This window comes from Bradyrhizobium sp. RDM12 (assembly GCF_051917485.1).
Taxonomy (GTDB): domain Bacteria; phylum Pseudomonadota; class Alphaproteobacteria; order Rhizobiales; family Xanthobacteraceae; genus Bradyrhizobium.
In genome coordinates this window covers 1,953,928-1,977,385 of sequence record NZ_CM133064.1, presented here as the reverse complement: position 1 = coordinate 1,977,385, position 23,458 = coordinate 1,953,928, and the positions used below count along the sequence as shown (strand labels likewise).

General features: G+C 62.7%; 24 protein-coding genes, 1 tRNA gene and 2 pseudogenes. 15 read left to right on the top strand and 12 right to left on the bottom strand.

The features are described from left to right. The first annotated feature begins 12 nt into the window (after positions 1-12). The 5 genes and pseudogenes from ACTGJ9_RS09425 to ACTGJ9_RS09405 all read left to right on the top strand — a co-directional run bounded on the left by ACTGJ9_RS09425 (position 13) and on the right by ACTGJ9_RS09405 (position 2,998). Positions 13-806 (top strand): annotated as a pseudogene (locus tag ACTGJ9_RS09425) (substrate-binding domain-containing protein). A gap of 270 nt (positions 807-1,076) precedes the next feature. Continuing rightward, on the top strand, positions 1,077-1,439 hold the full coding sequence (locus ACTGJ9_RS09420) for a c-type cytochrome (protein WP_456678484.1): 363 nt from the start codon (positions 1,077-1,079) through the stop codon (positions 1,437-1,439). Positions 1,440-1,456: 17 nt separating this feature from the next. Beyond that, a complete protein-coding gene (locus ACTGJ9_RS09415; protein ID WP_456676828.1) occupies positions 1,457-1,846 on the top strand; it encodes a c-type cytochrome in 390 nt (129 codons plus the stop codon). Positions 1,847-1,984: 138 nt separating this feature from the next. Continuing rightward, on the top strand, positions 1,985-2,716 hold the full coding sequence (locus ACTGJ9_RS09410) for a Crp/Fnr family transcriptional regulator (RefSeq protein WP_456676827.1): 732 nt from the start codon (positions 1,985-1,987) through the stop codon (positions 2,714-2,716). A gap of 3 nt (positions 2,717-2,719) precedes the next feature. Further along, entirely contained in the window at positions 2,720-2,998 is a 279-nt protein-coding gene (locus tag ACTGJ9_RS09405; RefSeq protein WP_456676826.1) for a DUF6894 family protein, read from the top strand. Between the two features lie 69 nt (positions 2,999-3,067). Here ACTGJ9_RS09405 and ACTGJ9_RS09400 read toward each other — a convergent pair whose 3' ends face one another. From ACTGJ9_RS09400 to ACTGJ9_RS09385, 4 genes are all read right to left on the bottom strand, one after another. Continuing rightward, a complete protein-coding gene (locus ACTGJ9_RS09400) occupies positions 3,068-3,250 on the bottom strand; it encodes a hypothetical protein (RefSeq protein WP_456676825.1) in 183 nt (60 codons plus the stop codon). A 210-nt stretch (positions 3,251-3,460) separates the two neighbouring features. Further along, positions 3,461-3,709, bottom strand: a complete 249-nt coding sequence (locus tag ACTGJ9_RS09395) for a DUF6894 family protein (RefSeq protein ID WP_456678483.1) — start codon at positions 3,707-3,709, stop codon at positions 3,461-3,463. Positions 3,710-3,934: 225 nt separating this feature from the next. Then, the gene (locus ACTGJ9_RS09390) at positions 3,935-4,276 is read right to left on the bottom strand and encodes a hypothetical protein (RefSeq protein ID WP_456676824.1); all 342 of its coding nucleotides are present in this window, start codon (positions 4,274-4,276) and stop codon (positions 3,935-3,937) included. 630 nt (positions 4,277-4,906) lie between these two features. Then, positions 4,907-5,062 (bottom strand): hypothetical protein, encoded by a 156-nt coding sequence (locus ACTGJ9_RS09385; RefSeq protein WP_456676823.1) that lies wholly within the window; start codon positions 5,060-5,062, stop codon positions 4,907-4,909. A 374-nt stretch (positions 5,063-5,436) separates the two neighbouring features. Between ACTGJ9_RS09385 and ACTGJ9_RS09380 the strand changes: the two genes are divergently transcribed. Further along, on the top strand, positions 5,437-5,643 hold the full coding sequence (locus ACTGJ9_RS09380) for a hypothetical protein (protein WP_456678482.1): 207 nt from the start codon (positions 5,437-5,439) through the stop codon (positions 5,641-5,643). 282 nt (positions 5,644-5,925) lie between these two features. Here the strand turns inward: ACTGJ9_RS09380 and ACTGJ9_RS09375 are convergent, their stop codons facing one another. Together ACTGJ9_RS09375 and ACTGJ9_RS09370 are read right to left on the bottom strand one after the other, a co-directional pair. After that, the gene (locus tag ACTGJ9_RS09375) at positions 5,926-6,783 is read right to left on the bottom strand and encodes an SDR family oxidoreductase (protein ID WP_456676822.1); all 858 of its coding nucleotides are present in this window, start codon (positions 6,781-6,783) and stop codon (positions 5,926-5,928) included. A 13-nt stretch (positions 6,784-6,796) separates the two neighbouring features. Then, positions 6,797-7,093, bottom strand: a complete 297-nt coding sequence (locus ACTGJ9_RS09370) for a hypothetical protein (RefSeq protein WP_456676821.1) — start codon at positions 7,091-7,093, stop codon at positions 6,797-6,799. A 228-nt stretch (positions 7,094-7,321) separates the two neighbouring features. Between ACTGJ9_RS09370 and ACTGJ9_RS09365 the strand changes: the two genes are divergently transcribed. Then, complete coding sequence (locus tag ACTGJ9_RS09365; protein ID WP_456676820.1) at positions 7,322-7,717, top strand: hypothetical protein; 396 nt, start codon at positions 7,322-7,324, stop codon at positions 7,715-7,717. A gap of 182 nt (positions 7,718-7,899) precedes the next feature. Here ACTGJ9_RS09365 and ACTGJ9_RS09360 read toward each other — a convergent pair. Both ACTGJ9_RS09360 and cpdR read right to left on the bottom strand, forming a co-directional pair. Further along, positions 7,900-7,974 (bottom strand) — tRNA-Val (locus tag ACTGJ9_RS09360). A 75-nt stretch (positions 7,975-8,049) separates the two neighbouring features. After that, on the bottom strand, positions 8,050-8,409 hold the full coding sequence (gene cpdR, locus ACTGJ9_RS09355; RefSeq protein WP_200296331.1) for a cell cycle two-component system response regulator CpdR: 360 nt from the start codon (positions 8,407-8,409) through the stop codon (positions 8,050-8,052). 328 nt (positions 8,410-8,737) lie between these two features. On the opposite strand from cpdR, the gene ACTGJ9_RS09350 reads away from it, so the two are divergent. From ACTGJ9_RS09350 to ACTGJ9_RS09340, 3 genes are all read left to right on the top strand, one after another. After that, entirely contained in the window at positions 8,738-9,628 is an 891-nt protein-coding gene (locus tag ACTGJ9_RS09350) for an N-formylglutamate amidohydrolase (RefSeq protein ID WP_456676819.1), read from the top strand. A gap of 537 nt (positions 9,629-10,165) precedes the next feature. After that, the gene (hisN, locus tag ACTGJ9_RS09345; protein WP_456676818.1) at positions 10,166-10,948 is read left to right on the top strand and encodes a histidinol-phosphatase; all 783 of its coding nucleotides are present in this window, start codon (positions 10,166-10,168) and stop codon (positions 10,946-10,948) included. Between the two features lie 22 nt (positions 10,949-10,970). Beyond that, positions 10,971-11,948, top strand: a complete 978-nt coding sequence (locus ACTGJ9_RS09340) for a Bug family tripartite tricarboxylate transporter substrate binding protein (protein ID WP_456676817.1) — start codon at positions 10,971-10,973, stop codon at positions 11,946-11,948. Positions 11,949-12,018: 70 nt separating this feature from the next. Here the strand turns inward: ACTGJ9_RS09340 and ACTGJ9_RS09335 are convergent, their stop codons facing one another. Beyond that, on the bottom strand, positions 12,019-12,909 hold the full coding sequence (locus ACTGJ9_RS09335) for a LysR substrate-binding domain-containing protein (RefSeq protein WP_456676816.1): 891 nt from the start codon (positions 12,907-12,909) through the stop codon (positions 12,019-12,021). 96 nt (positions 12,910-13,005) lie between these two features. On the opposite strand from ACTGJ9_RS09335, the gene ACTGJ9_RS09330 reads away from it, so the two are divergent. Continuing rightward, complete coding sequence (locus ACTGJ9_RS09330; RefSeq protein WP_456676815.1) at positions 13,006-13,758, top strand: sulfite exporter TauE/SafE family protein; 753 nt, start codon at positions 13,006-13,008, stop codon at positions 13,756-13,758. A 29-nt stretch (positions 13,759-13,787) separates the two neighbouring features. Here ACTGJ9_RS09330 and ACTGJ9_RS09325 read toward each other — a convergent pair whose 3' ends face one another. After that, positions 13,788-14,420, bottom strand: coding sequence for a LysE family translocator (locus tag ACTGJ9_RS09325; protein ID WP_456676814.1), 633 nt, complete (start codon positions 14,418-14,420; stop codon positions 13,788-13,790). Between the two features lie 225 nt (positions 14,421-14,645). Here ACTGJ9_RS09325 and ACTGJ9_RS09320 point away from each other — a divergent pair, with 225 nt between their 5' ends. Together ACTGJ9_RS09320 and ACTGJ9_RS09315 are read left to right on the top strand one after the other, a co-directional pair. After that, a complete protein-coding gene (locus ACTGJ9_RS09320; protein ID WP_456676813.1) occupies positions 14,646-16,442 on the top strand; it encodes an adenylate/guanylate cyclase domain-containing protein in 1,797 nt (598 codons plus the stop codon). Between the two features lie 181 nt (positions 16,443-16,623). Then, positions 16,624-19,431: a di-heme-cytochrome C peroxidase gene (locus tag ACTGJ9_RS09315; protein WP_456676812.1), complete on the top strand. Its 2,808-nt coding sequence runs from the start codon at positions 16,624-16,626 to the stop codon at positions 19,429-19,431. Positions 19,432-19,717: 286 nt separating this feature from the next. Here the strand turns inward: ACTGJ9_RS09315 and ACTGJ9_RS09310 are convergent, their stop codons facing one another. Next, the gene (locus tag ACTGJ9_RS09310) at positions 19,718-20,665 is read right to left on the bottom strand and encodes an alpha/beta fold hydrolase (protein WP_456676811.1); all 948 of its coding nucleotides are present in this window, start codon (positions 20,663-20,665) and stop codon (positions 19,718-19,720) included. Positions 20,666-20,887: 222 nt separating this feature from the next. On the opposite strand from ACTGJ9_RS09310, the gene ACTGJ9_RS09305 reads away from it, so the two are divergent. Then, the gene (locus tag ACTGJ9_RS09305; RefSeq protein WP_456676810.1) at positions 20,888-21,349 is read left to right on the top strand and encodes an Hsp20 family protein; all 462 of its coding nucleotides are present in this window, start codon (positions 20,888-20,890) and stop codon (positions 21,347-21,349) included. Positions 21,350-21,498: 149 nt separating this feature from the next. Then, positions 21,499-22,269 (top strand): alpha/beta fold hydrolase, encoded by a 771-nt coding sequence (locus tag ACTGJ9_RS09300; protein ID WP_456676809.1) that lies wholly within the window; start codon positions 21,499-21,501, stop codon positions 22,267-22,269. A gap of 96 nt (positions 22,270-22,365) precedes the next feature. Here ACTGJ9_RS09300 and ACTGJ9_RS09295 read toward each other — a convergent pair. After that, positions 22,366-23,096 (bottom strand): annotated as a pseudogene (locus ACTGJ9_RS09295) (hypothetical protein). Positions 23,097-23,458: the final 362 nt, after the last annotated feature.

Here is a 23,458-nt window from a genome sequence, read left to right as displayed (position 1 = left end):
GCAGTCGCCACCATGGTCGCATTGACCAGCCATATTATGGCCGCGACCCCCTCCGAGCTTCGGGTTTGCGCCGACCCAAACAACATGCCGTTTTCCAACAGCGCGCAGCTCGGATTTGAGAACCGGCTCGCGGCCATGATCGCGGACCAGCTGGGCAAGCAGGTCTCCTACACCTGGTGGGCGCAGCGCCGTGGCTTCATTCGAAACACGTTGAAGGCCGACAAATGCGACGTCGTGATGGGCGTGCCCTCGACCTACGATCTGGTCGAGGCGACACTTCCCTATTATCGATCGACTTACGTTTTCCTGTCGCGCCAGGATCAGCATCTTGACGTCGCCTCCCTGCTCGATCCGAAGCTACGTAAGTTGCGGATCGGCGTGCACCTGATCGGCGACGACGGCAACAATGCGCCACCTGCGCAGGCATTCGGCGAGCAGGGTATCGTCGACAACGTGCGTGGCTACTCGATCTATGGCGACTATCGCCAGGCAGATCCGCCGGCGCGCTTGCTCGAGGCGGTCGAAAACCGCGAGATCGACGTTGCCGCCGCCTGGGGACCCCTCGCCGGCTACTTTGCGAAGCTGTCGCCGGTTCCTCTGACCGTCACCCCGGTCCAGGACGGGGACCGGTTTGCGCCCCAGCAATTCCAGTTCTCCATTTCGATGGGCGTGCGCAAGGGTGATCACGCCCTGCGCGATCAGCTCAATGCCTTCATCGTCGGGCATCGCGCCGAAATCGCAACCCTCCTGCGCGACTACGGCGTTCCTTGGTGGAGATATCGGAAACCGCCTCCGGAGGACACTAGATGCCCCTGCCTCCCTTCAGGATTGCTATTGCTCTGCTCATGGTCTGCGCCGGCAGCGGACCATCAATCGGCCAGCAAAGCCTGCCACAATCGCAGGAAGCGCAAACGCCCACGCTCGCGCCCCGGCCCGATTTTGGCGAAAGTGTCGGCAATGGCAGGCCCGGCGTTTTCATGCAGGTGCCGGTCACCCACCTCTTCCCGGGCGCACAGCCTAGCAGCCCGACCATCAAGAATCCCGTACAGGGAGACCCGAAGGCACTCGAACGCGGCATGACGTATTACGTCAATCTCAACTGCGTCGGGTGTCACGCGCCGAATGGCGGCGGCGGCATGGGGCCTGCACTCAGCAACAGTGTTTTCATTTACGGATCACAGCCCGAGAACATCTATCTCTCTATTTACCAGGGCCGCCCGAACGGCATGCCGGCATGGGGCGCAGTGCTGCCCGATTCCGTGATTTGGGATCTCGTGACCTATATCGGCAAGATCAGCAACGAGCCAAGCCATGAATGGGGCCGCACGTTCTCCGCAAATCCACTGTCGCCAAACGTCGAGCAGGTACCATCCGAGCAGGTCTCGACCAGCGATCCCTGGTCGAGCACGAAAGGGTTCGGCTTCGGTCAGAAACCATGAGCTAGACGGAGCGCCCGATGATCTGCTTCCTTGCGCCCCCTAGTGTGCGTCTTCTGATGATCCTGCTGCTCGGCTCGGTGCTCGCGGCTTGCGGTCCCGGCAAAGCTGCCGGCCCGGTCAATTTCGGTGGTGACGAGCGACGCGGCGCCGAGTTGATCGGCCAATACGGTTGCGGCGGTTGTCATGACATTCCCGGTATCGCGGGCGCGGATGGGAATGTTGGCCCACCGCTGCATCGTATCGGCACGCGCACTTACATCGCAGGGTTCGTGCGAAATTCTCCGGAGAATATGACGTTCTGGATCCGTGAGCCTCAGAAGGTCCTGCCGGGCAATGCCATGCCGAGCATGGGCATTCCGCAGAACGACGCACAAGATATCACGGCTTACTTATATACGCTGAAATAGCCGCTACAGGTCTCAATCAGGCCGACGGCAGAGAAGCTCTAACGATCGGCCGAAATGATCATGCTGCAGCTCCACCCATCGGCTGCCATGGCTTTGGAACCTTTCCCTGAGAGCAGGTTTGCCGTTCAGGAGTGAGGGATGACCAAAGCGGATATTACAGAGTCCTTTTTGAAGAGGTTGAGAGTCAGCACTGAGATCGACCAGGAGGACGAGCGCGCGATCAGAAATCTCCCCATAGCCGTCAAACAGGTCGCCGGCGGCGAACCAATCGTATCGCTGGGAGATCGGCCATCGGCCTGCTGTCTCGTCATCGACGGCTTTGTGCTGCGCTCGAAGATCGTCGGGACCGGGCATCGTCAGATCCTCTCATTTCACCAGCCGGGTGATGTCCCTGATCTACAGAGCCTGTTTCTTCACGTCATGGATCATGATGTCAGTGCGCTCGGCAATTCCGTCCTGGGCTTTATTCCCCATGCCCCGCTACGCGAGCTCATCAAACGCCGACCGAACATTGCGCAGGCGCTTTGGCGCGATACCCTCACTGACGCCTCGATATTCCGCGATTGGATCTGCAACATCGGCCAGCGCGACGCAACGAGCCGCGTGGCGCACCTCGTGCTCGAGCTCTACACCAGACTAAAGGCGATCGGACGCACGGACGGTGCGTCCTTCAGCTTTCCGGCAACTCAAGCCCTGTTTGCGGATGCGGTAGGGACGAGCGTGGTCCATATGAACCGGGTCGTCCAGGAATTGCGCGGCAGGGGTCTGCTCGATTTTGACAGGGGGCGTATTTCCATACTGGACGAAGCCAAATTGAGAGAGATAGCCGACTTCGACGCGCTCTACCTCCATCTCGATCCTTCGCTCTGAACCATGCGTTACTATTTCGACATTCGGGATGACTTTCTTGCCGTCTCCGATGGCTACGGAAGCGAATATGCCAGCCTCGAAGCCGCGAGGAAGGAAGCCATCGTCACGCTGACCTCGATAGCCAGGGACGTGTTCACTGCAAAGGGATCGCACGTGACCGTAACCGTAAGAAGCCAGGACGGGCCATTGTTCGAAATGACCGTAACACTCGACCGAAAAGAGTTTGGTCGAAGCAATCCTAGAAAGGATGCCCGGTCGCTGCCGAACGGACATGAACCATGACGCCCGCTGGACACGACAACACAGGCGCGCCGGATCACCTTTCGTGCCTCGGACAAACCGCTAAGACAATCAGGGGTCGCTGGTCAGTTGCCGTTCGAGGTCCGCCGCCGTATCGGCGCAACGGAGTCTCTTGAGAAGCTCTTCCTTCTCTTTCCCATCAGTCGCCGCATCCGCCTGTTTACGGACCTTCTCGGAAAATTCCGCGATTCGCTTCTGGAGCGAGGTCGTCTGCTTAAAGCGCCGTCGTTGCATTGCAATTCTTCTCACGCTTATCCCACCGCAAAGCTACAACCAGGCATTTTAGACGGCACCTACATAGGTTAACGCGTCAGCTATCGAGATCTGCGGCCCGTTGGCCTAACGGACCTCAGCCATCCCGGAGGGTGTCTTCACCGGCCGCCCCTTCACGATCGCAAACCTTTCCGGCAATACACTGCAAGCGCGCTCGGCGCTTGCAGCCGATTACTGTCTCTGTCTTTCAACCTCGAACAAAAACCTGACTTGCATCACCGGGCCGACATCATCCCGAACTTCGATCGCCATGTGGTGTCCGCCAGGAATCAGGGGAGCGCTATGCACGGCATCCCGGGCCATGTCCGCCAGCGATATCGCGGCCTCCGCTTGCACTGCGCCAATATCCGGCAGCTCCAGGCCTTCTTCATCAATGGCGAGGTCGTCGCCGTCGCGCAGATCGAAATAGAAACGCGGCATCATCGACCATCTCCCTCGCTCTTCGGAGAGCATAAGCCATGACCGGGCATCCGTTCCTATCTTCGATGCAAATATCGGACGGCACCCCCGAAGGCCGCGAGCGCCGATTCTGAGGAGCGAGGAGGGCTCGAAGCAGACCCTCCTGCGGTGGAACGCGTACTCGACAAGATGGAGGAGACGAACGGACGTTGAGGCGGCGCGGCGACTTCGATGCCGCCCCTGACATCACCGCCACATCGTCGGGGTATCCGAGAGGGCCTTTAGGGCGACTGCCTTCAGACCGTCGATCGAGGTTTCGCCGCGGTTGGCGGATTCGAAGAGCTTCGATGCCACATGGGCTCGGGTCGCGGCTTCGTCGGCGGACATAGCTCCGCAAACTTCGTCGAGGATTGTGCGCAACAAGGCGGCTGTTTGGGCATCAAACATCGTGCTCCCCATTGTCGGATCGATTATGCACGAAACGGCAATTTCTGGATTCGCACATGTTAATTCCATGCCCAAAATGGCCGATGCCGAGCGGTATGCTGCTCGCAACCGCGATCGATGGACGACGGCAGGTGCCTTCATTGCACGTTCCCGGAGAGATACCCGATCTACAGACGTGGTCTAAAGTACGAAGGTGGTCCACCTTCAAACTCAGACAACACGCGAAGACGAGGGGATATTCGCCCGAGTCGGTTGACTGCGGTTTCGGTCCGCTGCCGCAATACCGCGCGGCCTGAGCATGGCGCCCGCGTCGGACGAAAGGCGTGCCGCGGCCGGCGATTCCCCCGATAAAAATACAAATGCGGGCTGTCAAGAAAGGCCCGGATCAGACCGGGCCTTGTCGCTACCAATATCCGTACGGCCGATAGTACGAGCGATAATATCGCGGGCCGTAATACGCATACGGACCTGGTCCGTAATACCCGTACGGACCAGGATAGTAACCCGGCCCATAGTAATAAGGTGAAGCAGCCGCAGCGGCACCGAAGGCCAACGCGCCGGCGGCAAGCCCGAAGCCAAGAGCGGGACCGCCCCACCCTCCATGCCAACCACCACCACGCCAACGCGCCTCGGCCGGCGCTATGGCTGCGGCGGATATCGCGCCTGCCGCAAGGGCTGCAACAACGAATTTACGCATCACTCTCCTCCTGTTTGATGTGAGGTCATAATGCCACGACGGCTGACGTGTTCCTAAGTAGGAGAACTAGCGCATCAGGTGAGCTTCTCCAGATTTCCGAAAGGCTTGGCGGGTTCTTTGTCGGAGCTCCTTGTCTGCTCTTTGCCTTCTTCAGCAAGCTTGCCGTCGCCAGTAACTTTGGCGATCAATCGTTTGACGTTTCCGGCTATTTTGTCGGTGGTTTTCGTCATGTACGGCAACCTCGGACACGTCGTGACGTTGCTATTGTAAGCCCGACAACGAGCCCCCGAAGGGGGCTTCTGCTACGGAGCTGAGCCTTCCTGTTTGGGGACAGCGTCGGCGTTCAACGAGATTTGACAACCTCGCCCTCCACCGAACCGACGAGCTTCTTGTCGATGTAGTGATGGTGGTCCTTGTGACCTTCCGGGCTGTCCTTCTTCGCAGCGTCGACTCCGGCTCGTTCCCATCGAGGAACGGGCCGTTGCCGGGGACGTTATTGGCCGAGCGAGAAGCAAACGACGAAGGGAAGCTTTCCGGCGTCAGATCCAGTCAGCAGCACGCAGGCATCCAAGGCCACACCGGACGCCTGACAGGAGGAGCAGAGATGGGATTGGCAGCTTACGATATCACGGGCCGCGGTGGCGAGTGGCACGTCGAACATGACGGCGTGCGGCGCAATACGTACCAGACGAAAGAAGCGGCGTTCGAGGCTGCGGTTGCGGCTGCGTCATTAGCCATGCGGCAAGGCCATGCTGTTCGCTTGACCGTACCCGAGAGTGAAAATGCAATCGGAGCGGAGAATTCCAGCTGATGGCTATCAACCTCTCGATTTCTGATGAACGGCGTCGACCTTACTGCATGGTGTGATCACAAAGTGACTCCCCGGGGAGCGATATCTCGTGAGTTCAGGAGCTCTAAATGAGAGATGACCGCACAGGCAATGAATCTTCACCATTGGTGCTTTTCGGCCTGGCGATTATCCCGATAGTCGCGACCTTGGCTTGGTTCGCGTTTGGGTAATCCCAAGGGCTTTTGCTTGGAACGAACATCTGTTGATGATGGTCACGCAGAGGATCAAGCGCCCGTACGCAAGCTAAATGAACGGCTTGCCTCCGGTGACTGCAACGGTCGTGCCGGACGTATAGCTGGAAAGAGGATCGGCCAGCATCACGTAGGCCGTGGCGAGTTCTGCCGGTTGCCCCGGCCGCTTGAGCGGAACCTGCTTGCCGAAATTCTTCACAGCGTCTTCGGGCATGGTCGATGGGATCAGAGGCGTCCAGATCGGACCTGGCGCGACCGCGTTCACCCGGATACCTTTGTCCGCCAGCATCTGAGCGAGGCCGCCGGTGAAATTCTGGATCGCGCCCTTCGTGGTCGCGTACGCGAGCAGGATCGGGTTCGGCATGTCTGAGTTCACCGACGCCGTGTTGATGATGGCGCCGCCGGGCTTCATGTGCGGGACCGCCGCCTTGGCGAGAAAGAACATCGCATGGATATTCACGTCGAATGTCATTCGCCATTCCTCGTCGCTGATGTCTCCTATGTCGGCGAAGGTGGCCTGGTGTGCGGCGTTGTTGACGAGGATGTCGATACCGCCGAGGTCGCGCACGGCGCTATCGACGACGGCGCGGCAGTGGTCGGCCGATCGAAGGTCGCCTTCGACCAGAACCGCCTTGCGTCCTTCCTTCCCGATGAAGGCAGCGACCTCCTTGGCGTCCTCCGCCTCGTCGAGGTAGGCGATCAGGATGTCGGCGCCCTCGCGGGCGAAGGCGATAGCGACCGCCCGCCCGATGCCGCTATCTCCGCCGGTGATAATGGCTCGCCTGCCGCGAAGGCGCCCGGAGCCCTTGTAGCTGGTTTCGCCGTGGTCCGGACGCGGATCCATCTTCACCGTTGAGCCCGGCATGGGCTGACGCTGGCTGGCAAAAGGCGGCTTGGGATGATCTTGCATAGAGAACCTCTCCTCACTTCGTCCGGACATGGCTTGCACCTGCGCTCCGAAGCGCTTCGGTCACCTGCGTCGGATCGTCGCCATGGAAGTCCACGGACACTTCGAGCGCGCCTTCCAGCTTTTCGCCTTGCTCGGGTCTGGGCGCGGCTTTGACGTCGGCACCCGCCGAACGCGTTCCGACACTGTTAGCGCCGCCCGTTGCTTGCACGAACACATCGCCCCGCGGAACGCCGCATTCCTGTACGACGTGCTCGACTGCGAGCTCAGCCGCACGGCGTGTGTTGAATTCTGCGATGATGGTGCTTTCCACGGCCAGGTCTCCGTTCAGCAGGCGGCGACGTTCAACCGGTCGGCAGGATCGAGGTTCCTACTGGCGCGTGGCGAGTTGTAACCGCGCAAGGATCCGCGGACAGAGGCCACGTTCAAGTCCTGGCCTGTCGCGCGGAGGCAACGGGAGGATCGGCGAAGGTTGCTACCCATCGACGCAGGAACGTACCGAGGACCTATCCGTTACGCTAATCTCAAAGCGAGGAACGAGATGGCAGATCAGGATTCCGTGGCCGGAACGGTCAAGCAACTCGTCGCCGAGATCGTGGGCGACGGCAAGCTCGCGGAAGAAGGCTCTCGCGAAGCTGCTGCGGGCTCGACGTGCGACCCCGTCGAAGCTGCGGGCTCATCGCCCTTGGCGCAAGCGATGCCACAACGGAACGACCGCGACGCTCGATTGATGGCCTCGCCCGGCGACGAGAACAGGTTTGCCGGCCTCCTCGGGCGAGCGGCGCTGAAGGTCTGGGCGGACCTTCCACGGAGCGCGCAAGAACAGCTTTTCGCTGCCGCGGTGGACGACGGCGCGATTGCGACCGATCTCGCCGAATTGCTGCACGACCGACATCCAAAGACGGCGCATCCACCGAGCCCGACGCGTCTCGCGTAGAAAAATCGGAACTCTAGGAGGACGTAAAGGTCGCCGAAGCTCGGCAAGCCGGAGGTGTTGGCGTCCGAACTCAGGAAGGACGAGGAACGCCACCCCGGGTGGCGCAGGCCGCAACAAAGCCGGCCTTCGTGGAAACCATCTCTTCAAGCCTTGGCGCGAGGCGCCTGAGTCATTGAAGAAGATGGTGGGCACGACAGGGATCGAACCTGTGACCCCTACCATGTCAAGGTAGTGCTCTCCCGCTGAGCTACGTGCCCTAAAGGTCCACTTACGTCGGGTGGGGTCCCTATAACGGCTCGGCGGAGCCGGTGCAAGGACGGAAGGGGGCCAATTTAGGCCGCCAGCATCTTGTTCACTTCGCTCACCAATTCGCGCAGGTGAACGGGCTTCGACAGCACCTTGGCATTCTTGGGGGCGTCCGAATCCGAGTTCAGGGCGACCGCGGCGAAGCCGGTGATGAACATGATCTTGATGTCGGGGTCGAGTTCCGAGGCCCGGCGGGCAAGCTCGATGCCGTCCATCTCCGGCATCACGATGTCGGTCAGGAGCATCTCGAACGGCTCTTCCCGCAACCGCTGATAGGCGGCCAAGCCGTTGTCATGGGACGAGACCTGAAAACCGGCGTTTTCCAGCGCCTTGACCAGGAAACGGCGCATGTCGTTGTCGTCTTCGGCGAGCAGGATTTTTGGCATGGCAGGAACGTCAGATCCCCAAAGGATATGCAGAGGTCACTAAGCCCGACAGAGGGTAAACTTCGGGTGAAAATCTTTACCATGGGCCCGACCGGCGCGGCCCCTTGTGAACCCGAATGCCGCGTGAATCAATCGAGACGCGTCGGCACATCCCCGCCTCCCTGCGCGCACGGTTAAGATATGTTCCAGCGCCGATCACATCTTTTCGCTTGGCAGAATGGTTGCGATTCCGGACAATGACGACACATAAGAGCCGCTCGATCGGCCGAATCACTCGATCTGGACCCGATGCCGGATCGCGCGGCGTGAAGGGACGAAGCCTGAGAAGATGACCCGGTTTGACGGCGACGCGTCGCCAGCCTTCGAGATCGTGGAGCCCGCCGAGTGGCGCGCGCCTGTTATCTTCAACTCGCCCCATTCCGGCTCGACCTATCCGGACGAATTCCTCTCGGCATCGCGGATCGACCTGCCGCAACTTCGGCGGTCCGAAGATTCCTTCATGGACGAGCTGATCGGTCACTTGAGCGATCGCGGCTTTCCGACCGTCCGGGTGAACTTTCCCCGCTCCTATGTCGACGTCAATCGCGAGCCCTATGAGCTCGATCCCCGCATGTTCACCGGCCGGCTGCCGAGCTTTGCCAACACGCGCTCGATGCGGGTCGCGGGCGGGCTTGGGACCATTCCGCGCGTCGTCGGCGACGGCCAGGAGATCTATCGCGACCGCATTCTGGTCGACGACGCGCTGGCGCGGATCGAGACGCTATACAAGCCCTACCATCGCGCGCTGCGCCGGTTGATCAACAAGGTGCACCAGATCTTCGGCACCGTGGTGCTGGTCGATTGCCATTCGATGCCGTCGGTCGGCGTCTCGCGCGACGAGCCGCGCCGGCCCGACATCGTGATCGGCGACCGCTACGGCACGAGCTGCACGCCACTGCTGCCCGATCGGGTCGAGGAGACGATGACCGGGCTCGGCTATTCGATCGGCCGCAACAAGCCCTATGCCGGTGGCTTCATCACCGAGCATTACGGCAACCCGGCGAGCGGCTTGCATGCGGTACAGCTCGAGCTCAACCGCGCAATCTACATGGACGAGCGCCGGCGCGAGCGTGGCCCGCGCTTTGCGCAGGTGGCAACCGACTTCGGCGTCCTCGCCGATGTGCTGGCGACCACGATCCCGTTCGGCGATCTTGGCCCGTTCCAGGCCGCGGCGGAATAGGCGCGACTGTTTCTCGAAAGATCTTGCTCGAACGAGCGTGCTCTCTGCGAGAGATGCGAATGCGTTTCGCTTCGCAAGCATGCGCGCGCTAAACTGAAACAGGCGACCTGAGAAAAAAGGGCCGCTTCTGATGAAGAAGCGGCCCAAGTCTAGGGAGGAAACGCCCAAGGAGGGCAGCGGTAACGCGAGAAGCGCTACCGCACCGCAACAATATGCGGCCGCGCCGCACAAAGTGCAAGGGCTTTTGAGCCATTTCCTATGCAAAAACACATGGCTCATTTGCTTCCAGCGAAATCCGGATTCAGTTTCTTTGATAAGCAATTCCAATGGGTTGATTGGCATTTGCACACGAACAAGGCATATATGGAACTAAGTTCTCAACACTGTGATCGATATTTGGCCAGCATATGGCTTGCGGGAGGCGGCCGTATCCGCATCCAAAATACCAGGGCGCAAACCAAGACAGCGCTGCACGCGAGACGCGAATTGAGCTAGGCAGATGAAAGCTTCACCCGAGTTTCGTTTTGAGGATGCGCCGTGACGGTGATCGACTTCTCAGCCTTCATCGAACGGCTTGCCACCACCTCCGGCGAAACCATCCTGCCGTTCTTCCGGACCTCGCTCTCGATCGACGACAAGAGCAAGACCAAGGATTTCGATCCGGTGACGGAAGCCGACCGCGCGGCGGAAGCGGTGATGCGGCGGCTGATCAAGGCCAGCTTTCCCCAGCACGGCATCGTTGGCGAGGAATTCGGTAATGAGCGCGAGGACGCCGACTATGTCTGGGTGCTCGACCCCATCGACGGCACAAAGTCCTTCATCGGCGGCTTTCCGATCTGGGGCACGCTGATCGCGCTGCTACACAAGGGCACGCCGGTCTACGGCATGATGCACCAGCCCTTCATCGGCGAGCGCTTTTCCGGCGACAACGGCTCGGCGACCTATAAGGGCCCGTCCGGCGAGCGCCGGCTTCAGGTTCGCCGCTGCGCCTCACTGGCGGAGGCGACGACCTATACCACCAGCCCGCTGCTGATGAACGAGCGTGACCGCGCCGTTTTCGGCCGGATCGAGCAAGGCGCGCGGCTCTCGCGCTATGGCGGCGATTGCTATTCTTATTGCATGCTGGCGGCCGGCCATGTCGATCTCGTGGTCGAGACCGAGCTGAAGCCTTACGACATCGCAGCCCTGATCCCGATCGTGACCGGCGCCGGCGGCGTCGTCACCACCTGGGAAGGCAAGCCGGCCCAGGGCGGCGGCCGCATCGTCGCGGCCGGCGACGCCAGGGTGCACGAAGAAGCACTGAAACTGCTCAACCAGTAACAACCACTCGCGGGAGGCTTGCATGACCATCTCACGCAAGCTTCTCGCTAGATTGTTGTTTGGATTGTTTCTGCTGCTGCCGTCACTGGCCGCGGCGCAGAATTTTCCGGCAAAACCGATCAAGCTCATCGTGCCGTTTCCGGCCGGCGGCCCCAACGACATCATCGCGCGGGTCATCGGCCAGCGCATGTCGGAACTGGCGGGACAGCCGGTCCTGATCGACAATCGCGGCGGCCAGGGCGGCGTGCTCGGCACCGACGCCGTCGCCAAGAGTGCGCCAGACGGCTACACGATCGCCATCTCCTCTGCCGGCGCACTTGCGATCAGCCCGAGCATGGAGAAGGTCGCCTACGACACGCTCAATGACCTGACGCCGGTGACGCTGGTTGCGACCGTGCCGGAAATGCTGGTCGTGGCGACCAATTTGCCTGCCAAGGACATCGGCGAATTGATTGCGTTGGCGAAAGCGCAGCCCGGCAAGCTGAACTTCGCCTCCTCCGGCCCCGGCAGCCTGCCGCATCTGGCCGGCGAATTGTTCAAGCTGACGGCCGGCATCGACATCGTGCACGTGCCTTATCGTGGTGCCGCACCTGCGGTGAACGATCTGCTCGGCCAGCAGGTGCAAATGACGTTCCTCGACCTCCCGGTGCTGCTGCCGCAGGTCAAGGCTGGCGCCCTGAAGCCGATCGCGATCGGCTCGCCGGAGCGCGTCCCGACCGCGCCCGACGTGCCGACCACGAAGGAAGCGGGCTTTCCGGATCTGCGCATCGAGAACTGGTACGGCATGGTCGCACCCAAGGACACGCCAAAGGAGATCGTCACCACGCTGCATGACCTCGCGACCAAGGCGATGGCGGATCCCGCGGTAAAGGAGAAGCTCGCCGCACAGGGCGCAGCGCTGATCGGCGACACGCCGGAGCATTTTCGCGCATTCATTGCGGACGAGACCGCGAAATGGGCGAAGGTGATCAAGGACGCCGGCGTGGAGACGGCGAAGTAGGTGGCTCTTCACCTCCCCGCAAGCGGGAGAGGGAGCTGACCGCCCGTGTGCAACGACGTCGCATTCACACTCACACCGCAGCCGCCTTCAAATGCTCCACCAGCATCTTCGCCGGCCGCGGCAGCGTCTTGAAACTCCGCGCGCAGATCACGAGCTTGCGGTTGGCCCAGGCATCGCGCAGGCGCACCATGGCGAGCGGCATCAGCTTGGCGCAGCGGCGGGCGGCGGCTTCCGGCACCAGTGCGACGCCGACATCGGCTGAGACCAGCTGGCAGATCGCGTCGAAGTCGCGCAGCCGCGCACGGAAATGCGGGCGCATGCCGAGCCGGGCGGCATGCTTTGAAATATGCATCTGGAGCGCGGTGGCGCTGGTCAGGCCGACGAACTCGCAAACGTTGGCCTCCTGGAAATCGATCTGGCGGCGGCCGGCGAACGGGCCGCGCTTCGACGTCACCAGCGTCAGGCGATCCTCGCTGAACACGAAACGTTCGATATGGTCGGGCAGCGCATGCTCGGCGGCGAAACCGAGATCCGCGGCGCCGGCGGTGATCGCCGCCGCGATGTCGGTGCTTTCGCGCTCCTCGATGTCGATGGCGATGTCGCGATGCTCGCGCAGGAAGCCGGCCAGCGCCTTCGGCAGATGCTCCGACAAGCCCGACGTGTTGGCAAGGAAGTGCACGCTGGCGCGCACCCCGCTGGCAAAGCCCGCGAGGTCGCCGCGCATGGCGTCGATCTGGTGGATCACGAGCCGTGCATGGTCGAGCAGGCTCTCGCCGGCCGCGGTCAGTTCGACGCCGCGGCGCCCGCGCTTGAGCAAGGCGACGCCAAGCGCATCCTCGAGTCCCTTGATCCGCGCGCTGGCGGAGGCCAGCGCCAGATGCGAGCGCTCCGCACCGCGGGTGATGCTGCGCTGGTCGGCGACCGCAATGAAGAGCTGGAGATCGACGAGGTCGAAACGCATTGTGCTTCTTCCCAAGCTTAGCCTTCGTGATAGACAAAGGCTATCTCCGTAACCTCCAGATTGTGCCCGCGCGCCGCTTAGGTCAATGTGCGGGTCATGATTGACCCTCTTCTCATTCTCATCGCCGCCGTCTTCCTGGTCGCCGGATTCGTCAAGGGCGTCGTCGGGCTCGGCCTGCCGACGGTGTCCATGGGCCTGCTCGCGGTGAACATGGCGCCCAGCCGCGCGATCGCGATCGTGATCGTGCCCGCCATCGTCACCAACATCTGGCAGACTTTTGTCGGCCCGCATCTGCGCGACATCCTGAGGCGGTTGTGGCCGCTGATGATCGGCACCGTGATCGGATGCTGGCTCAATGCCGGCGCGCTGACCGGACCCTACGCCCGCTATGGCACCGCGGTGCTCGGCATCCTGCTGGTGATCTACGCCATTATCGGCCTTAGCAAGTTCAAATTCCACGTCGCACCTCAGAACGAGAAATGGGTCGGCGGCGTGGTCGGCGTGATCACCGGGGTGATCTCGGCCTCAACCGGCGTGCAGGTGATCCCCTCGATGCCGTTCATGCAGGCGATCGGCATGGAGAAGGACGAACTGGTGCAAGCGCTCGGCGTGTTCTTCACCACCGCAACGCTGGCACTCGCCTTCAACCTGACCGCCGGCGGCCTGCTGACTTCGGCCAATGCCGTACCGGGCGCCGTCGCCATGGCCATGGCATTTGCCGGCATGTACATCGGCCAGTCGGTGCGGGCGCGGATGCCGGCGGACGCATTCCGCCGCTGGTTCCTGGTCGCGATGATTTTGCTCGGCGTCTATTTGGCCGGCAGCGCGCTGCTGAAGGAATTCGCCTGACGTGAGATCCACTGATCCGTTCGGATGAGCTAGCGCGTCTCCAGCATGGCGACGCGGATGCCGAGATAAATGAAAAGGCCGCCCAGGGTCCGGTTGACCCAGGCGATCACGCCCTCGGACTGCCGCAGCCGGCGGGCTGCCTTGGCCGCGCACGCCGCCAGCACCAGGCACCACAGCGTCCCCGTGCAGATGAAGATCAGGCCGAGCGTCAGGAAGGCGACCGGCTTGTGCGCAGAATCGGCTGCGACGAATTGAGGCAGGAAGGCCAGGAAGAACAGCGCGACCTTGGGATTGAGCGCGTTGGTGAAGACGCCCTGGAGGAAAACCCGCCGCAGCGAGCTCCGCTCGGCCTCGTCCTTGACCGCTAGCAGCGCCGGACGCGACCGCAGCATCCGAAGGCCGGTCAGAACGAGATAGGCCGCGCCGACCAGCTTCAGGATCGAGAACGCGGTGGATGAGGCCATCAAAAGCGCCGAAAGGCCGATCGCAGCGCCCGCGACATGGAAAAAGCAGCCGCAGCTGATGCCGAAGGCCGCCGCCGCCCCGCCGCGCCAGCCCATCTGCAGGCTGCGACCGATCACATAGACCGAATCCGGCCCCGGCGTGACGTTGAGCAGCACGCCCGACAGGACGAAGAGCCAGATTTCGTGAATGCCCAGCATATGAGAGCCTCCGCCGCCCGGCCGGGCAGTCTCAGGGGATTGGCCTTAATCGGTTGGCTCCCGCTCGTCCACCGCCCGGATTGCGTCGGATTTGCATCGAATTTGCAATGCGGATCATACTTTCGCTCGGCCCCATCTGCTCTATAAAGGCAGGGTTTTGAAAATGCGGGATTCGAGGCGACCGCCACGCGGTGGCTGTGCCCTCTCCCTTGGAGCTCCGAGGATATGGAAAGACGTCTGGCCGCCATCGTCTGCGCCGATGTCGCCGGCTATTCGCGGATGATGGGCACTGACGAGGCCGGCACCCACGCCGCCTTCAAGGCCCATCGCAGCGCGATCCATCCGATCATCCTCAATCATGGCGGCCGCGTCGTCAAAAACACCGGCGACGGCTTCCTGCTGGAATTCCCCTCCATCGTCGGCGCCGCCGAAGCCGCGATCGCGATGCAGCTGCTGATGGCGGAACGCAATCACCATCTGCCGGCCGACCGCACCATGCAGTTCAGGCTCGGCATCCATATGGGTGACGTCATCGCGGACGAGGACGAGGTGTTCGGTGACGACGTCAACATCGCCGTCCGCCTGGAATCGGTGGCGAGCCCCGGCGGGTTCGCGATCTCGGCCAAGGCGTACCGCGAGGCGAGCAAGCATCTCACCGTGCCGCTGGTCGACGGCGGCAACCACCGCTTCAAGAACATCAAGGATCCCGTCGGGGTCTGGACCTGGACGCCCGACGGCGCGACCGCACTTGCGCCGGAGCTGAAGGAAGGATCGGCGCTCTCGCAGCAATCCCGCACTGCCATCGTCGGCGTGCTGCCCTTCGCCAATCTCAGTGATGCCCAGGACGAATATTTCTCGGACGGTCTGACCGAGGACCTGATCCACGCGTTGTCGCTGCAATCGTTCTACCGCGTGCTGAGCCGCAACTCGACCTTCGCCTTCAAGGGCAGGAATGTCAGCACCCGCGTGATCGCGCGCGAGATCGACGCCACCTACCTGATCCAGGGGTCGGTGCGGCGCGCCGGCGCCAAGATCCGCGTCACCGCCGAACTGATCGCACCGGAGACCGGCGAGCAGCTCTGGACCGGTCGTTACGACCGCGACATCGGCGACCTCTTCGCGATGCAGGACGAGATCACGACCAATCTGTCGGCGGCCATCGCCACCGAGATCGTCCGCGCCGAGGCCTCCGCGCCTGCACGCCCGGCTTCCGACGTGACGGCCTGGGACCGCTTCCTGAAGGGCCTGTCGCATTACTACCGGCAGACCAAGGAAGATCTGACCACGGCCGTCGACCTGTTCCGGGAGGCGATTGCGCTCGATCCAAAACTGTCGATCGCGCACGCCTATCTCGCCACGATCCAGATCCAGAGCATCCAGTTCGGCTGGGTCAAGGGCACGCGCGAGATGTGGGCCGAGGCGATGCGGCTTGCCGAAACCAGCGTCCGGCTCGACCCGCGGTCCTCCTTTGCGTTCTCGATCCTGTCCTGGGCGCACGCGATGGAAGGCCATGACGAGGCGGCGATGGACGCTGCCAAGCGCGCGGTCGCGCTCAACCCCTACGACATGGGCGCGCGCGGCGTGCTCGGCATCTGCCACTTCGTCATCGGCGAGCACCGCCAGGCGATCGAGCTGTTCTCGATGGCCGCCCAGCGCGACAGCAGCGACCCGCGTTATCAATGGGCGGCGCTGAACGCCTTCAGCCACTATCTCGTCGGCCAGTATGACGCAGCCCTGTCGTGGGCCCGCGAGCAGCTCTACGTCAACCCGAACCACATGCAGGCGCTCGCGATTCGCGCCGCGGCGATGGCGCAACTGGGACGGACCGGCGAGGCGATCGAGGCGACCGGCGTGCTGATGGGCAACTACCCGACCCTGAATGTCGACCGCCATTTGCGGAATTTTCACTGGAAGCGGCCCGAGGACATCGCGCATTATCGCGAGGGGCTCCTGAAGGCCGGCGTCCCGGCCAGCAAGCTCACCCTGGTCCAGAGCGACGTCAGGCGCGCCGCCGAATCCTGAGGGCGAAGCTGCGCGCGCGTTGCAATCTCATCTCTGACTTTGTTGACACGACAATGAATTCAACCACACTTCTCCACACCCTGAAGTAGTATAGATTGCGGCCGGTTTGTTAGGACTTCCCGCGCTTGATCGGCGCGTCTGTATTTCATTTCGCGATTCGCTGTTTTCAGGATTTTGAGCCATGAACGACTCCGTCTCGAAGCCCCCCATCGATCCATCGATCCAGGTCTCGCCGAACAATCCCTGCCCGTTCCTGCGCGGCCTCGTCGGCGAGGGTTTTGTCGACGGCGGGACGGTGCCGCTCCGGACGCTATCGCTGACCATCGCAAATGCGAGTGGCGAGACTGGAGCGAAAAAGACACTGGCCCGCATCCAGACCCGTGGCGTCGCGCTGATCGCCAATGGTGCCTGTCATATCCTGCAGAGCATCTGCTGGGGCGCGCAGCTCAACAGGCTGCGCGGCGGCCCGCTCGACAAGCTCGGTGCCGGCTCGCGCATCCTCGGCGTTGGCGGGCGCATCAACGAGGCCGAGTTCGCGCGGCTCGCCGGTTTCGGCGGCACCTATGCCGATCCCGATGGCGGCACGGAGACCGGCCTCAACGCGTCGCAAATCCAGACCTTCATGGACGACAATCTCAAGCGCGCCGGCAATCAATCGCGCTGGTACTACCCGATCCTGATGAAGTTCGAATGGCCGGTCCTGCTCAAGATCATGGGCAAGGGTCAGGGTGACGACCGCTATCTCAGCGTGGCCGAGGTGAGGACATTGTTCAACGAGCGCAAATTCCCTGACAGGATCACCCAGCGGGTCGTCAGTCAGCCGGTCACCCCGCCCTCGCTTATATTGCGCCTTGCCGGCGGATTGGTCGCTGCGCTCCTCGTCTTTGGCATCGTGGCGCTGCGCTTTCCCGATCAATTCCAGCCGATGCTGCCCGGCATCTTCGGGGACCTGGTGGCGCCGCCATTGCCGGAGCACGTCGAACCCCGGGCCGCGTACTGGCTCGAGCAAAACTGGGCGCTGGAGGACCGGCACTGGTTTCATCACGCCAGCCAGGGCACGGCGACCTTCCCGGTGCCCTATCGCTGGTTCATGGCGCTCGAGCAGCCGCGGCTTCATTTCTTCGCGAAGCCGGGGATGCTGCACGATAGCGACCATCTGCAGCGCTTCGGCTTTATCCCAAGCCCGCAGACCATCAACACCGATGACGCCACGCTGCGCCGGTTCGGCTATGCCAACGTCTACGACAAGACAAAGCCGGTGCCTGCGCGGCTTTGGGATCCGCCGGTTGACTGGGGCACCCAGGTCGAAAACGTCGACGGCCTGCCGGTCGGCTTTGCGCGTATGACCGGCGTGCCCGATCCTGCGACCGGCCAGGTCGGCGAGGACCGGATCGGCCTGACCTGCGCCGCCTGCCACACCGGCCAGATCCGCTACAAAGGCATCGACATCCGCTTCGACGGCGGCCCGGCCATGACCGACCTGAGGAAGCTCGAGGTCACGACCGCACTGTCCATCGCCTACACGCTCATCGTGCCCGGTCGCTTCACGCGATTCGCCGACCGCGTGCTCGGCCCCTCCGCCAGTGATGCGGATCGCGATGCGCTGAAGCAGAAGCTGCGTGCGATCGAAACATTCCTGGTCGACTGGGAGAAGACCTACAAGAAAACCATCGACGGCAAGACGAGATTCGACGAGAAGACGAAGCGGCAGGAGCAGCAGCAGGATACGGAGGAAGGATACGGCCGTCTCGACGCGCTCAACCGCATCGGCAATCAGGTCTTCGCCCAGGACATGACGCTCAGCGGCCTCAGCGGCTTCGAGAAGAATCTGCATGCCAAGGACGCGCCGGTCAGCTTCCCGCCGATCTGGACCGTGCCCTGGCTCAAATTCGCGCAATATGACGCTTCGATCGAACAACCGCTGATCCGCAACGCCGGCGAAGCGCTGGGCGTGACCGCGCTGCTCAATTTGTCCGACAATGCCCCCAAGGACACGCTGTTCCGCTCGTCGATGGACATCAAGAATCTGAACTGGATCGAGGATCTGCTGAAGGGGTCGGCGCCCTATCCGAAAAAGCAGCTCTCCGGACTGACATCGCCGAAATGGCCATCGGACATCTTCGGCGATGATGCCTGGAAGATCGATGGCGAACGCGTCAAACGCGGCCGACAACTCTACGCGCAGATCTGCGTCGAATGCCATCTCGGACCGGTCAACGATCCCGTGTTCGACACCGAATTTCCGGACCAGAGCATCTGGTCTTCGTCGCGCTGGGAGACCATCGGCAAGGACAAACTCCTGAACGAGGTGCAGAAGAGCGTCAAAGGCATGGGGACCGATCCCGCTCAGGCCAGCGTGCTGGAGACGCGGATGGTTCAGGTCCCGGGCTTTCTCAAGCTCGATCCCACGCAGAAGCTCAATGCCTGGTGGAGCTGCAATCTGCCGGATATCTCGTCGACCGACATGCCTTACTCGCTCGGCTTGATGGTGCTTGTCGACATCGTCGGCCGCAAAGCGATGGACGATGCGAAGATCGATCCGAAGGTTCAGCAGAACTGGTGGGGTGCGCGCCAGAACTGCCCGAATCCCGGTCCGCAGCCGCCCGACAAGCAGGAGCCGGGGCCATGGTATCGCGCCCGGCCGCTCAACGGCGTCTGGGCTACCGCGCCTTACCTGCACAACGGATCGGTGCCTTCGCTTTACTGGATGCTGAGCCCCGCGGCCGATCGCCCCAAATCGTTCTGCATGGGTGGTGGTCGCGACTACGATCCGAAGCAGGTCGGCTTCGCCGTCGCCGATGGCGAGAGCTGCAAGACCGGGCAGTCGCGCTTCTCGACGCGAGCGTCTGATGGCACCGAGATGTTCGGCAACAGCAATGCCGGCCACTCGTTCGATGGCACGCCGGGCCCGGGCAAGGACGGCACCATCGGCCGCGTGCTGAAAGAGCAAGAGCGCTACGATCTGATCGAGTATCTGAAGACGCTGTGAGTTGCTCTTCACCTCGACCTGGTCTGATCCGCCGAAGCTTCAGCGAAGACGGATGCGAGGAGAAGTCGAAATCTGCCCACACCCGTCATTGCGAGCGCAGCGAAGCAATCCAGAATCTCAGCAGACGGACTCTGGATTGCTTCGCCGCAGGAGCTCCTCGCAATGACGGAGAATGAGGACGCTCCGCGAATCCAACTCTCACCATCCTTGTTGAAGCAGCCCCTTACCCCAACCCGCTCCCCGTAAGAACGGGGCGAGGGAGCGCACCGCCTTCGCGGATGCGTTCTCACCCGAACAGCGGCGTGCCCGGCACGAATGCATCAAACGCGGCCCAGAACTGGGAGCGATAGCGGTCCTGCTCCTGCAGGATCTCGTGCTTCGAGCCGGCGATCACGAGATGAGAGCCGGCGCGCAAGTGGTAGGCAAATTCCTCGATCGCCGCGGTCGAAACCACGGCGTCGTTGGAGGCCGCCAGCGTCAGGATCGGCTGGCGGATCTCGGACGGGTAGTTCATGCCCTTGAAGATGTTCATCGCACGAAACGCGGCATCGGCCCAGGCGACGGTCGGTGATGCCAGGCCGAGCGTGGGGTCCTCCTCCAGGATCGCGGCGTTGCGCGCGTAGCGCACGGGATCACTGGTCAAGGGATTGTTGATGAAGGGCGACAACCCGGTGAGGTGGTCGCTGCCGCCGGGAACGTAAGCCCCGCCCCGCCCCAGCATCCGCATCGTCTTCAACAACGCCCGCACCGGAAACGAGGTGGCGCGGCCGGGCAGGTCGATCATCGGCGCCGACAGCACCATGCGGTCGAACCAGCGCTTTTGCGCGTGCGCCAGGCGCAGCAGCACCGCGCCGCCCATGGAATGGGCCAGAGCGAAGAACGGCGGCGGACAATCCGGCAGCACCACCTGCTGCACGAAGGTCTCGACATCGATTTCGTAGTCGGCGAAGTTGCGCACGTAGCCCTTGCGCGGATCGCGCAGCCGGCGCGAGGAATGTCCCTGCCCGCGCCAGTCGAACGTCGCCACCGCGAAGCCGCGGTCGCGCAGATCGCGCACAGTCTCGAAATATTTCTCGATCTGCTCGCTGCGTCCGGTGAAGACGCAGACGGTGCCCTTGCGGTTCGCCGGCGGCGCCCAGCGCGCGAACCGCAGCTCGACACCGTCGGGCGTCTTGATGATCCCGCTGACGACGTCTTCGGGAACGGGGTTGGACGGAATCGAGACCAGCGTCATGATTGGGAGTGCGTGGGCGCCAAGTGCTGCAAATCAGGGGGGCGGGAGCGCCGAAAAGGCGCGATTGCCGCCCTCTTGAACGCTGTCTGGACTCACCCATATCACCTCAGTGCAGGCCGCTACCAGTGTTTCGGAACCGGAACATCAGGCTGCACACAGACTAAAGCCCGGCCCGATTGGCGGGCGGGTTACCCGAATAGTCGCTCGATGGAGGACTTGACCATGCGTACCTACGATCTCACCCCGTTCTATCGTTCCACCGTCGGCTTCGACCGCCTCTTTAACCTGCTCGACCAGACGAGCTCGGACGGCAGCCCCGGTTATCCCCCTTACAACATCGAGCGCACCGGCGAGAACGCCTACCGCATCACCGTTGCGGTCTCCGGCTTCGCCAAGGATGAGCTCTCCATCGTCGCGAAGGAAAACACGCTGACGATCAAAGGCGAGAAAGTCGCTAACGAGAACTCGAAGTCCGAAGTGCTCTATCGCGGTATCGCCGCCCGAGCCTTCGAGCGCGCCTTCCAGCTTGCCGACTTCGTGCAGGTGAAGGACGCCTCGCTCGAGAACGGCCTGCTCCACGTCGACCTCGTGCGCGAGATTCCCGAAGCCAAGAAGCCGCGCCAGATCGCGATCAACAGCGGCGCAGCAAAGGCGCAGGTGATCGAGAGTTCGGTCGCTGCCTAAGCAGCAGATAAGCTTCCAGCCTGCGAAAACACCCCGGTGCCCCCGGGTGTTTTTTTGCGCAGCATCACAGAGTGGTGAGGATGCGTAACGCCGCGACCTCACGCTCCGTCCTTTGGATATGGAACCCAAGAACAAGACGGAGAACGATCATGACTTTCTGGCGCAGCCTTTTCGTCGCCGCGAGCCTGCTGGCGGCTCCCATCAGCCTTGCTCATGCACAGACCCCGCAGACGGTGAAGGCGAAGAACGTCGTGCTGGTGCACGGCGCCTGGGCAGATGGCTCGAGCTGGTCGGAGGTGATCCCGATCCTTCAGGCCGCAGGCCTCAACGTCACCGCCGTACAGAATCAGCTAGGATCGCTCGCCGAGTCGGTCGAGGCGACCAAACGCGTGCTGGCTGAGCAGGACGGCCCGACCGTACTGGTCGCGCATTCCTGGGGTGGCACCGTGATCAGCCAGGTCGGCACCGATCCGAAGGTCACCGGCCTTGTCTACATCGCCGCGCGCGCCCCCGATGCCAACGAGGATTTCGTCGCGTTGTCAAAACAGTTTCCGGCGGGGCTCGCGCGTGCCGGCATCGTCGAGCGCGACGGCTACACAAAGCTTTCGGAAGATGCCTTCCTGAACTATTTCGCCAACGGCGTCGCGCCAGAGCGCGCGAAGGAGCTCTACGCGGTGCAATGGCCGACAGCCGCCTCGATCTTCGCTGGCCGCACCACTGCAGCCGCCTGGCATTCGAAGCCGAGCTGGTACGCGGTGTCGAAGAACGACGGCACCATCAACCCCGATTTCGAACGCTTCCTCGCCAAGCGCATGAACGCAACCACGATCGAGCTCGACGCCGGCCACCTCTCGCTGGTGTCGCATCCGAAGGACGTTGCGAATTTGATCATGGAGGCGGCCGGGTATCCGCGCAGCTGAGCTGCGACCGCTGAAATGCAAAAGGCGCCTGAACATTTCGGGCGCCTTTTGTTTTGCTCAGCTCTCTCCGCGCTGTCGCGTCGAGCGCGCGTCGCTCTAATCCAGCCCCTGTGCCGCCGGCATCTGCTGTGTCGGCAAGATCGTTGCTGGGGGCTTCGCCTGACCAGCGGTGGGTGCGGCAGCCTCGGCCGGCTTTGCCTGCACGGCGGCCGTCTGCTGCGTGGGCTGCGCCGTCTGCTCGGCGGGCTTGGTGGCCGCGACCGGTGTCTCGACCCGCTGCGGAACCGCCTTCGGCAGTGGGACGGTGCGGCGGGCGACATGCGGGATCGGCGCCGGCGGGCGCGGCGGGCCGCCACGGACCATGGTCGGCGACGGCAGCGCACTTTGCGGCCGGTAAGGTGCAACCGAAGGCTCCTCATAGGCCGGCGCCATGCCGTAGGCATCCGCGGCGGGCATGAAGCGGATAATCCGCCCGTCGCGGGCGTCAATCACGAGCCGGCCGTCGTCGCCGCGATGGTCGATCACCGCGATGGTATAGACCGCGCCACGCAGGCGCGGGATGCCGAGCGGCGAGAAGCCGTTTTCGCGCAGCACCGCGTAGACCTCGGTGGCCGGCAGCAATGCCGGCGCCGCGCCGCGTTCCTCATAGCATAGCCGTAGCGCGGCGGCGGTGGTGGCACGGCGTCCGGCGGCCCGTAGGGTCCATCGAAATCCGATGCCGCGATCATGGCCCCGCCGGAAATGCCGCTCGCCGGAACCTGAGCCTGAGCAGCGGTTGCAGTCAGCGCCAGCGTGGCCGCGGCCACACATCCTGTGAAAAACTTCATGGTCGACACGCTCCTGTCAGGCCCCCGGATGGTCGCGCTCTTTCGCTTCTTGCGGCGTGACGCGCCTTTCGAAGGGGCGAACCGAAGCTTCATTCGGGATTTCGGCGTCGGCAGGGCCGGATCAGGGCGCGTTTGCTTCAAAACCGGGGCCGCGCGCCATGCAGAAAGCGGCGATTGACACTTTGGGAATCGGGACTTTCGCGCGCTTGTGTGATAAAGAAAAATTTGGCAAGGTGATGGTTAGGACAGGAAGACTGTCTCAATTTTGCTTGCGGTTCCGGCATAGGGATTGCAACGAAAGTTGGTGCTTTCGAGCACCATGAAGGCAACAGGCAAAGCCGTTCTCGGGGACGAAGAACGCC

Bases quoted from the DNA above. Each gene is read 5' to 3' on its own strand.
- ACTGJ9_RS09420 (WP_456678484.1), top strand. From the start codon at position 1,077: ATGACGTATTACGTCAATCTCAACTGCGTCGGGTGTCACGCGCCGAAT.
- ACTGJ9_RS09415 (WP_456676828.1), top strand. From the start codon at position 1,457: ATGATCTGCTTCCTTGCGCCCCCTAGTGTGCGTCTTCTGATGATCCTG.
- ACTGJ9_RS09410 (WP_456676827.1), top strand. From the start codon at position 1,985: ATGACCAAAGCGGATATTACAGAGTCCTTTTTGAAGAGGTTGAGAGTC.
- ACTGJ9_RS09405 (WP_456676826.1), top strand. From the start codon at position 2,720: ATGCGTTACTATTTCGACATTCGGGATGACTTTCTTGCCGTCTCCGAT.
- ACTGJ9_RS09400 (WP_456676825.1), bottom strand. From the start codon at position 3,250: ATGCAACGACGGCGCTTTAAGCAGACGACCTCGCTCCAGAAGCGAATC.
- ACTGJ9_RS09395 (WP_456678483.1), bottom strand. From the start codon at position 3,709: ATGCCGCGTTTCTATTTCGATCTGCGCGACGGCGACGACCTCGCCATT.
- ACTGJ9_RS09390 (WP_456676824.1), bottom strand. From the start codon at position 4,276: ATGAAGGCACCTGCCGTCGTCCATCGATCGCGGTTGCGAGCAGCATAC.
- ACTGJ9_RS09385 (WP_456676823.1), bottom strand. From the start codon at position 5,062: ATGACGAAAACCACCGACAAAATAGCCGGAAACGTCAAACGATTGATC.
- ACTGJ9_RS09380 (WP_456678482.1), top strand. From the start codon at position 5,437: ATGGGATTGGCAGCTTACGATATCACGGGCCGCGGTGGCGAGTGGCAC.
- ACTGJ9_RS09375 (WP_456676822.1), bottom strand. From the start codon at position 6,783: ATGCAAGATCATCCCAAGCCGCCTTTTGCCAGCCAGCGTCAGCCCATG.
- ACTGJ9_RS09365 (WP_456676820.1), top strand. From the start codon at position 7,322: ATGGCAGATCAGGATTCCGTGGCCGGAACGGTCAAGCAACTCGTCGCC.
- cpdR (WP_200296331.1), bottom strand. From the start codon at position 8,409: ATGCCAAAAATCCTGCTCGCCGAAGACGACAACGACATGCGCCGTTTC.
- ACTGJ9_RS09350 (WP_456676819.1), top strand. From the start codon at position 8,738: ATGACCCGGTTTGACGGCGACGCGTCGCCAGCCTTCGAGATCGTGGAG.
- ACTGJ9_RS09340 (WP_456676817.1), top strand. From the start codon at position 10,971: ATGACCATCTCACGCAAGCTTCTCGCTAGATTGTTGTTTGGATTGTTT.
- ACTGJ9_RS09335 (WP_456676816.1), bottom strand. From the start codon at position 12,909: ATGCGTTTCGACCTCGTCGATCTCCAGCTCTTCATTGCGGTCGCCGAC.
- ACTGJ9_RS09330 (WP_456676815.1), top strand. From the start codon at position 13,006: ATGATTGACCCTCTTCTCATTCTCATCGCCGCCGTCTTCCTGGTCGCC.
- ACTGJ9_RS09325 (WP_456676814.1), bottom strand. From the start codon at position 14,420: ATGCTGGGCATTCACGAAATCTGGCTCTTCGTCCTGTCGGGCGTGCTG.
- ACTGJ9_RS09320 (WP_456676813.1), top strand. From the start codon at position 14,646: ATGGAAAGACGTCTGGCCGCCATCGTCTGCGCCGATGTCGCCGGCTAT.
- ACTGJ9_RS09315 (WP_456676812.1), top strand. From the start codon at position 16,624: ATGAACGACTCCGTCTCGAAGCCCCCCATCGATCCATCGATCCAGGTC.
- ACTGJ9_RS09310 (WP_456676811.1), bottom strand. From the start codon at position 20,665: ATGACGCTGGTCTCGATTCCGTCCAACCCCGTTCCCGAAGACGTCGTC.
- ACTGJ9_RS09305 (WP_456676810.1), top strand. From the start codon at position 20,888: ATGCGTACCTACGATCTCACCCCGTTCTATCGTTCCACCGTCGGCTTC.
- ACTGJ9_RS09300 (WP_456676809.1), top strand. From the start codon at position 21,499: ATGACTTTCTGGCGCAGCCTTTTCGTCGCCGCGAGCCTGCTGGCGGCT.